This is a genomic window from Roseateles sp. P1_C6 (assembly GCF_056406315.1).
The window spans coordinates 212,058-221,189 of the sequence record NZ_JBFUAK010000013.1; the positions used below are offsets into that span (position 1 = coordinate 212,058).

The window sequence follows — 9,132 nt, forward strand, 5'->3', positions numbered from 1 at the left end:
AAAAGAGGTCAGAGACCGAGCGCACGCTGGGTCAACCAGCGCTTGACGGGAGTGAGTTGGTTCAGCGCATCCAGGCCGCGGTTGCGCAGCCCTTGCGCCGCGGACGACGGATGTGCGAAGAGGCGTTGCAGCGCATCGGTCAGCTCGCCCATGGCCAGCGTGGGTGCGAGGCGCTCGCGGGCGTAGCGGCGCAGCAGGCGCTCGTCGCCCAGCGGGCGCCAGTCTTCCCGTTCGGCCAGCACGCGGGACAGCGCCGCCACATCGGCGAGGCCGAGGTTCAAACCTTGGCCGGCCAGCGGATGCACGAGGTGGGCAGCATCACCCAGCAAGGCCCAGCCTGGCCCGGTGACGGCGCCGGCACGCGCCAACGCCAGCGGCCAGGTCGCCCGCGGGCCACCCAGCGACAAGGCGCCGACTGCGCCTTGCGTCGCTGCATTGAGCTCGCGCTCGAAATCGGCTTCGGTCACCGCCAGCAAGGCCTGGGCGCGAGCGTCGGCGCAGGACCAAACCAGGCCATACGAGTGCGCAGGACTGGGGCGCTCGAAGGGCAGCAACGCCAGCACCTCGCCACCGGCGCCGAACCATTGGCGGGCGACGCCTTGATGCGGCCGGTCCGCGACCAGGCGGGTGGCCAATGCGCGATGGCCATAAGGCTTGGGCTTGAACTCGACGCCCAGCGCCTCGCGGGCGGCCGACTCGCGCCCTTCGCACAGTGCCGTCAACGCCGCCGGCGTGGCCGCACTGACGCCGTGCACATGCGGCGAAAAGCGCAGCGCCGTTGCCAGTTGGGTGTCCAGCGCCGCCGCGTCGACGATGACGGCCAGTTCGCGCAGCCCCTGCTGCCAGGCCGAGAAGCTGAGCCGGCCGGCGGGCTGGTCGACAGCAGCGTCGCCGCAGACGACCATGTCGTAGACCGGGCAGACGGCATCCGCAGGCAGGCTGTCCCAGACCTTCAATTCGGTCAGCAAGGCCACCGAACCCGCGTTCAGCGCATAGGTGCGCACATCGTCGGCCCGGGCCGGCTCCGCGGCACCTGCGATGCCCACCGTCAGGCCTTGAGCGGCGAGGCTGAGCGCGAGGCTGCTGCCCACCGCACCACGACCCTTCACCAACACGTCCACGCTTTGCATGGGGCGATTGTAGGCAGCGGGGTGTGACCGCATCGCGGGCGCGGCCCACAGGACGCCAGCCGACTAAAATCATTCGCTTCGGCACCGGCCCGCCGCCGGTCGCCTCCCCTCAGAAAGCCCAGCCATGAGCCTCAAATGCGGCATCGTGGGCCTGCCGAACGTCGGCAAGTCCACGCTTTTCAATGCCTTGACCAAAGCCGGCATCGCCGCCGAGAACTATCCCTTCTGCACGATCGAGCCCAATGTCGGCATCGTCGAGCTGCCTGACCCACGCCTGGCCGCGCTGGCCGAGATCGTCAGCCCGGAGCGCGTGCTGCCTGCCGTCGTCGAGTTCGTCGACATCGCCGGCCTGGTGGCTGGCGCCAGCAAGGGGGAAGGACTGGGCAACAAGTTCCTGTCGCACATCCGCGAGACAGACGCCATCGTCAACGTGGTGCGCTGCTTCGAGGATCCGAACGTCATCCACGTCAGCGGCAAGGTCGACCCGATCTCCGACATCGAGGTGATCCAGACCGAGCTGTGCCTGGCCGACATGGGCACCGTGGAAAAGAGCCTGCACCGCTACAACAAGGTGGCGCGCGCTGGCGACAAGGAGGCGATCGCGCTGGTCAAGGTGCTCGAGAAATGCGAGGCCGCGCTGAACGAAGCAAAGCCGGTGCGCTCCATCGACTTCAGCAAGGAAGAACTGGTCATCCTGAAGCCGCTGTGCCTGATCACAGCCAAGCCGGCGATGTTCGTTGGCAACGTGTCCGAGGACGGCTTCGAGAACAACCCCTTTCTGGACCGTCTGCGCGAATACGCCGCCGGCCAGAACGCACCGGTTGTCGCCATCTGCGCCAAGACCGAGGCCGAACTGGCCGATATGGCCGACGAGGACCGTGCGCTGTTCCTGGCCGAGATGGGCCAGGACGAGCCCGGCCTGAACCGCCTGATCCGTGCCGCCTTCAAGCTGCTGGGCCTGCAGACCTACTTCACTGCCGGCGTGAAGGAAGTGCGCGCCTGGACCATCCACATCGGCGACACCGGCCCGCAAGCTGCCGGCGTCATCCACACCGATTTCGAGAAGGGCTACATCCGCGCCCAGACCATCGCCTACGACGACTTCATCAAGCACCGTGGCGAGCAGGGCGCGAAAGACGCGGGCAAGATGCGCGCGGAAGGCAAGGAGTACGTCGTCAAGGATGGCGACGTGCTGCACTTCCTGTTCAACGTGTAGACACGCATGAAGCCGGCCTGGTCCGGCCGATGTCCGCAATGAAGAACCCGCTGCGGCGGGTTCTTCTATTTCTGAAGGTCCCAGCTGCGCACGATCTCGTGATGCCCAAGCCCGTGGTGGCTGACGACAAGGCTGAAGTCGACGGCCTGCCATGTGAGCGGCACATCCAGGGTCGTCTCAGCCGTCGGGTGATGCTTGTCGTAGAAGAGGGTCAGATGCGGCGTGCTTGACGCCCTGCTGCTGACGCTGACGTTCTTCAGCGCGGCGGCGATAGTCGCTCGCAAATGCCGAATCGCCCGCGCGGTTTCTTCGGTGCATAGCAACACGCATGCGCCACTCGGCTGAAAGCCGATCACCCTGTCGTGGGCAATCGGAATGACAGGACAAGCTACACCGCCGCATGCTGCTTGGATCGCGTCCAGCGTGGCCTGGCGAAAGCTCTCGTCGAACCGGGCGATGGCTGACAGGGTGATGTGCCAGAGATGTGGGGGTACTTCTCTTTCAGCGCCGGAGCCGATGCGCCGCCGCAGGAGTTGGATGTCCGCTGACATCCGCGCAGCGTCGGCAGGCGGGACACGCAGCGCCAGGAACAAGTCGAACGACTTCGCCAGTTTCCTGCCAGGGGGCGGTGTGGGATAGAAGAAGTGCTGCGGACCACTGAAACCCAGCAGATCAAACTGTTCATCGGCCATGTCATTACTCCGGAGGTTCAGTCGCCAATATGATTCGCCCGGCTTCACGCAAGGCTGTTGGTTTTCCTGCCGCCAAAAACAAAACCCCTCGCAGCCTGGGCTGGAGGGGTTTTGAAGGGTAAATAGCCTGACGATGACCTACTTTCACACGGGAATCCGCACTATCATCGGCGCTGGCTCGTTTCACTGTCCTGTTCGGGATGGGAAGGAGTGGGACCAAGTCGCTATGGTCGTCAGGCTTGACTGGTTGGCTTGTTGACGAGGTCAACAAACCCAATTCGTAGAGTCAGCAGATGTTATCTGCACGCGGCAAGTATTCATACTTGCTGCGGAATCAGTTTAATTTGATTGCGTCTTCGTAGCTTCGAAGAACGACATAACTTGAACACTCACCCTGACGTCGTGCTGTAGCACAGACTATCAAAGTTATAGGGTCAAGCCTCACGGGCAATTAGTACTGGTTAGCTTAACGCATTACTGCGCTTCCACACCCAGCCTATCAACGTCCTGGTCTCGAACGACCCTTCAGGGGGCTCTAGGCCCCGGCAAGACTCATCTTGAGACGAGTTTCCCGCTTAGATGCTTTCAGCGGTTATCTCTTCCGCACTTAGCTACTCGGCAATGCCACTGGCGTGACAACCGATACACCAGAGGTGCGTCCACTCCGGTCCTCTCGTACTAGGAGCAGGCTCTCTCAATCTTGCAGCGCCCACGGAAGATAGGGACCAAACTGTCTCACGACGTTTTAAACCCAGCTCACGTACCTCTTTAAATGGCGAACAGCCATACCCTTGGGACCGGCTACAGCCCCAGGATGAGATGAGCCGACATCGAGGTGCCAAACACCGCCGTCGATATGAACTCTTGGGCGGTATCAGCCTGTTATCCCCAGAGTACCTTTTATCCGTTGAGCGATGGCCCTTCCATACAGAACCACCGGATCACTTTGTCCTACTTTCGTACCTGCTCGACTTGTCAGTCTCGCAGTCAAGCACGCTTATGCCAATGCACTATCGACACGATTTCCGACCGTATCTAGCGTACCTTCGAACTCCTCCGTTACACTTTGGGAGGAGACCGCCCCAGTCAAACTGCCCACCATACACTGTCCCCATCCCGGATAACGGGACAAGGTTAGAACCTCAAACACACCAGGGTGGTATTTCAACGTTGGCTCCATAAGATCTAGCGACCTTACTTCAAAGCCTCCCACCTATCCTACACAGATCTGTTCAAAGTCCAATGTAAAGCTACAGTAAAGGTTCATGGGGTCTTTCCGTCTTTCCGCGGGGAGATTGCATCATCACAAACATTTCAACTTCGCTGAGTCTCTGGAGGAGACAGTGTGGCCATCATTACTCCATTCGTGCAGGTCGGAACTTACCCGACAAGGAATTTCGCTACCTTAGGACCGTTATAGTTACGGCCGCCGTTTACTGGGACTTCAGTCAAGAGCTTGCACCCCATCATTTAATCTTCCAGCACCGGGCAGGAGTCACACCCTATACGTCGACTTTCGTCTTTGCAGAGTGCTGTGTTTTTAATAAACAGTTGCAGCCACCGATTCTCTGCGGCCTCATTGGGCTCCCCAAGTAAATGGTTCACCTACTAAAGGCACACCTTCTTCCGAAGTTACGGTGTCAATTTGCCGAGTTCCTTCTCCAGAGTTCTCTCAAGCGCCTTAGAATACTCATCTCGCGCACCAGTGTCGGTTTGCGGTACGGTCGTTGCAAGCTGAAGCTTAGTGGCTTTTCCTGGAAGCAGGGTATCACTCACTTCGGAGGCAAGCCTCCTCGTTATCACGCCTCATCTAAGCTCTCCGGATTTGCCTAAAGAGCACGACTACACGCTTGAACCGGGATATCCAACACCCGGCTGAGCTAACCTTCTCCGTCCCCACATCGCACTTGCAATCGGTACAGGAATATTGACCTGTTTCCCATCAGCTACGCATCTCTGCCTCGCCTTAGGGGCCGACTCACCCTACGCCGATGAACGTTGCGTAGGAAACCTTGCGCTTTCGGCGAGGGGGCTTTTCACCCCCTTTAACGCTACTCATGTCAGCATTCGCACTTCTGATACCTCCAGCAGGCTTCACAACCCACCTTCACAGGCTTACAGAACGCTCTCCTACCACGTGCAATAAATTGCACATCCGCAGCTTCGGTAACTGGCTTAGCCCCGTTACATCTTCCGCGCAGGACGACTCGATCAGTGAGCTATTACGCTTTCTTTAAATGATGGCTGCTTCTAAGCCAACATCCTGACTGTTTTAGCCTTCCCACTTCGTTTCCCACTTAGCCAATTTTAGGGACCTTAGCTGGCGGTCTGGGTTGTTTCCCTCTTGAGTCCGGACGTTAGCACCCGGTGCTCTGTCTCCCAAGCTGTACTCTGCGGTATTCGGAGTTTGCATAGGTTTGGTAAGTCGCCATGACCCCCTAGCCTAAACAGTGCTCTACCCCCGCAGGTAATACTTGAGGCACTACCTAAATAGTTTTCGGAGAGAACCAGCTATTTCCAAGTTTGTTTAGCCTTTCACCCCTATCCACAGCTCATCCGCTAGTTTTGCAACACTAGTCGGTTCGGACCTCCAGCACCTGTTACGGTACCTTCATCCTGGCCATGGATAGATCACTTGGTTTCGGGTCTACACCCAGCGACTATTCGCCCTATTCGGACTCGATTTCTCTACGGCTTCCCTATTCGGTTAACCTCGCCACTGAATGTAAGTCGCTGACCCATTATACAAAAGGTACGCAGTCACCCTTGCGGGCTCCTACTTTTTGTATGCATGCGGTTTCAGGATCTATTTCACTCCCCTCCCGGGGTTCTTTTCGCCTTTCCCTCACGGTACTTGTTCACTATCGGTCGATTACGAGTATTTAGCCTTGGAGGATGGTCCCCCCATATTCAGACAGGATTTCACGTGTCCCGCCCTACTCTATTCGCGCCTAGTTCCACAATCTGCATTTCTCATACGGGGCTATCACCCGCTGTGGCCGGACTTTCCATTCCGTTCTGATATACAAACTGCTAAAACGCGAGGGCTACTCCGATTTCGCTCGCCACTACTTTCGGAATCTCGGTTGATGTCTTTTCCTCGAGCTACTGAGATGTTTCAGTTCACCCGGTTCGCCACAATGACCTATGTATTCAGTCAGAGTTACTCCTTGCGGAGTGGGTTTCCCCATTCGGAAATCTCCGGATCAAAGCTAATTTGCCAGCTCCCCGAAGCTTATCGCAGGCTATCACGTCCTTCGTCGCCTGTAATCGCCAAGGCATCCACCACATGCACTTAGTCACTTGACCCTATAACTTTGACAGCGCTGACTGCACTGTCGTCAAGGACTCAATTCAGATCCTCAGATCCAAACTGTTTTTGAGTATTCACGCGTTACGCCGTTCTTCATACCTAATCAATTTCTTGCTTAGTTGAAGTCTATGTTTGACGCAATCAAAATCACTGTTGGCGGCACGGTGTACCAGGAGGTACTTTCCGCCAACAGCGCTGATTCGACTCTACAAATTGTTAAAGAACAACAGCCGATCTTTGCAGACCTGAAGCTGGTAAACCTCAACGAACATTGCTATTCGCTAAGGTTTACCAACTGAATGAGTGAAACTGGTGGAGGATGACGGGATCGAACCGACGACCCCCTGCTTGCAAAGCAGGTGCTCTCCCAGCTGAGCTAATCCCCCGGGTTGATCTTCAAATTACTTTGAAGCCGTGGTGGGTCTGGTTGGATTCGAACCAACGACCCCCGCCTTATCAAGACGGTGCTCTAACCGACTGAGCTACAGACCCACGCGAACCTTGTCGCATGAACTCTGTTTGTTGCCAGCCTGTCGAGGCCAGCTCAACAGGCTCACGCATTTTCACTCACTGTTGTATGACAGCCGATAAGTGTGGGCGCTTAAAGTAAAGTGCTTGAGCTTTCGCTCTTAGCGATTTCGCTCTGCTTGTCCCGAAGAACAAACGAGGCTCAATCTATCTAGAAAGGAGGTGATCCAGCCGCACCTTCCGATACGGCTACCTTGTTACGACTTCACCCCAGTCACGAACCCTGCCGTGGTAATCGCCCTCCTTGCGGTTAGGCTAACTACTTCTGGCAGAACCCGCTCCCATGGTGTGACGGGCGGTGTGTACAAGACCCGGGAACGTATTCACCGCGGCAAGCTGATCCGCGATTACTAGCGATTCCGACTTCACGCAGTCGAGTTGCAGACTACGATCCGGACTACGACCGGGTTTCTGGGATTAGCTCCCCCTCGCGGGTTGGCAGCCCTCTGTCCCGGCCATTGTATGACGTGTGTAGCCCTACCCATAAGGGCCATGATGACCTGACGTCATCCCCACCTTCCTCCGGTTTGTCACCGGCAGTCTCATTAGAGTGCCCTTTCGTAGCAACTAATGACAAGGGTTGCGCTCGTTGCGGGACTTAACCCAACATCTCACGACACGAGCTGACGACGGCCATGCAGCACCTGTGTTCTGGCTCTCTTTCGAGCACTCCCAAATCTCTTCAGGATTCCAGACATGTCAAGGGTAGGTAAGGTTTTTCGCGTTGCATCGAATTAAACCACATCATCCACCGCTTGTGCGGGTCCCCGTCAATTCCTTTGAGTTTCAACCTTGCGGCCGTACTCCCCAGGCGGTCAACTTCACGCGTTAGCTACGTTACTGAGAAGAAACCCTCCCAACAACCAGTTGACATCGTTTAGGGCGTGGACTACCAGGGTATCTAATCCTGTTTGCTCCCCACGCTTTCGTGCATGAGCGTCAGTACAGGTCCAGGGGATTGCCTTCGCCATCGGTGTTCCTCCGCATATCTACGCATTTCACTGCTACACGCGGAATTCCATCCCCCTCTACCGTACTCTAGCCATGCAGTCACAAATGCAGTTCCCAGGTTGAGCCCGGGGATTTCACATCTGTCTTGCATAACCGCCTGCGCACGCTTTACGCCCAGTAATTCCGATTAACGCTTGCACCCTACGTATTACCGCGGCTGCTGGCACGTAGTTAGCCGGTGCTTATTCTTCAGGTACCGTCATGAGTCCCAGGTATTAACCAGAACCTTTTCTTCCCTGACAAAAGCGGTTTACAACCCGAAGGCCTTCTTCCCGCACGCGGCATGGCTGGATCAGACTTGCGTCCATTGTCCAAAATTCCCCACTGCTGCCTCCCGTAGGAGTCTGGGCCGTGTCTCAGTCCCAGTGTGGCTGGTCGTCCTCTCAGACCAGCTACAGATCGTTGGCTTGGTGGGCTTTTACCCCACCAACTACCTAATCTGATATCGGCCGCTCCAATCGCGCGAGGTCTTGCGATCCCCCGCTTTCACCCTCAGGTCGTATGCGGTATTAGCTGCTCTTTCGAGCAGTTATCCCCCACGACTGGGCACGTTCCGATATATTACTCACCCGTTCGCCACTCGTCAGCTTAACCTGTTACCGTTCGACTTGCATGTGTAAGGCATGCCGCCAGCGTTCAATCTGAGCCAGGATCAAACTCTACAGTTCGATCTTGAATTTACTCAACGGAATCGACTTAAACCATTTGCATAGTTCAAATCTAATTTCCGTGAGCGTTTAAAGTCCGAAGGACCGTCATCAGTCACCTGATAACATCACTTCACTTCAAACGCCCACGCTTATCGGCTGTGAATTCTTAAAGAACATCGCATTCAAAACTCAGCAGCTTGCGCCGTTTTGTTTATCCTGCGTTGCTGTCGAATCATTTAATTCGTCAGCAGCAAAGAAGCGAGATTCTAATCTGCTTTTTGCTTCGTCGTCAAGTATTTTTGAAAATTTCTTTTCTCAATACTCAGCGGCTTGGCTTTCTTTACTACCCACATACTGTTCGCTTCGCGTTCAGTCGTCAGCAGCAAAGAGGCGAGATTTTGATCTGCTTTCGCAGTGTCGTCAAGTACTTTTGAAAAATTCTTTCGAACCCCTCAGCACCCAACGAACTCTCCAGCTCGCCCCGAGCTCTTCAGCTCAGCCTCACCAACTCCTCAACACCCCGCTTGCCGTTGCCGGTTTGCGTTGCGCTTTGTCATCAGCGAAGCCCACGACTGTAGCACAGGAATTTCAG

At 56.5% G+C, this 9,132-nt stretch carries 4 protein-coding genes, 2 tRNA genes and 3 rRNA genes; 2 read left to right on the top strand and 7 right to left on the bottom strand.

The annotated features are described in order from the left end of the window. Window positions 1–8 precede the first annotated feature (8 nt). A complete protein-coding gene (locus AC1D29_RS26705) occupies window positions 9–1,130 on the bottom strand; it encodes an FAD-dependent monooxygenase (RefSeq protein WP_477903261.1) in 1,122 nt (373 codons plus the stop codon). Window positions 1,131–1,254: 124 nt separating this feature from the next. On the opposite strand from AC1D29_RS26705, the gene ychF reads away from it, so the two are divergent. Next, window positions 1,255–2,346, top strand: coding sequence for a redox-regulated ATPase YchF (gene ychF, locus AC1D29_RS26710; protein WP_477903263.1), 1,092 nt, complete (start codon window positions 1,255–1,257; stop codon window positions 2,344–2,346). A gap of 65 nt (window positions 2,347–2,411) precedes the next feature. Here the strand turns inward: ychF and AC1D29_RS26715 are convergent, their stop codons facing one another. The 3 genes from AC1D29_RS26715 to AC1D29_RS26725 form a co-directional block, all read right to left on the bottom strand. Then, entirely contained in the window at window positions 2,412–3,038 is a 627-nt protein-coding gene (locus AC1D29_RS26715; protein ID WP_477903265.1) for a 2'-5' RNA ligase family protein, read from the bottom strand. A gap of 125 nt (window positions 3,039–3,163) precedes the next feature. Next, window positions 3,164–3,276, bottom strand: a 5S ribosomal RNA gene (gene rrf / locus AC1D29_RS26720). A gap of 192 nt (window positions 3,277–3,468) precedes the next feature. Further along, window positions 3,469–6,347, bottom strand: a 23S ribosomal RNA gene (locus tag AC1D29_RS26725). Window positions 6,348–6,479: 132 nt separating this feature from the next. Here AC1D29_RS26725 and AC1D29_RS26730 point away from each other — a divergent pair. Next, window positions 6,480–6,650, top strand: a complete 171-nt coding sequence (locus AC1D29_RS26730; RefSeq protein WP_477903267.1) for a hypothetical protein — start codon at window positions 6,480–6,482, stop codon at window positions 6,648–6,650. An 11-nt stretch (window positions 6,651–6,661) separates the two neighbouring features. Here AC1D29_RS26730 and AC1D29_RS26735 read toward each other — a convergent pair. The 3 genes from AC1D29_RS26735 to AC1D29_RS26745 all read right to left on the bottom strand — a co-directional run bounded on the left by AC1D29_RS26735 (window position 6,662) and on the right by AC1D29_RS26745 (window position 8,558). Then, a tRNA-Ala gene (locus AC1D29_RS26735) sits at window positions 6,662–6,737 on the bottom strand. A 29-nt stretch (window positions 6,738–6,766) separates the two neighbouring features. Further along, a tRNA-Ile gene (locus AC1D29_RS26740) sits at window positions 6,767–6,843 on the bottom strand. Window positions 6,844–7,034: 191 nt separating this feature from the next. Beyond that, a 16S ribosomal RNA gene (locus AC1D29_RS26745) occupies window positions 7,035–8,558 on the bottom strand. Together the 16S, 23S and 5S rRNA genes with 2 tRNA genes alongside form the textbook arrangement of a ribosomal RNA operon. Window positions 8,559–9,132: the final 574 nt, after the last annotated feature.

Coding starts and splice junctions, on each gene's coding strand:
- ychF (WP_477903263.1), top strand. CDS start 1,255: ATGAGCCTCAAATGCGGCATCGTGGGCCTGCCGAACGTCGGCAAGTCC.
- AC1D29_RS26705 (WP_477903261.1), bottom strand. CDS start 1,130: ATGCAAAGCGTGGACGTGTTGGTGAAGGGTCGTGGTGCGGTGGGCAGC.
- AC1D29_RS26715 (WP_477903265.1), bottom strand. CDS start 3,038: ATGGCCGATGAACAGTTTGATCTGCTGGGTTTCAGTGGTCCGCAGCAC.
- AC1D29_RS26730 (WP_477903267.1), top strand. CDS start 6,480: ATGTTTGACGCAATCAAAATCACTGTTGGCGGCACGGTGTACCAGGAG.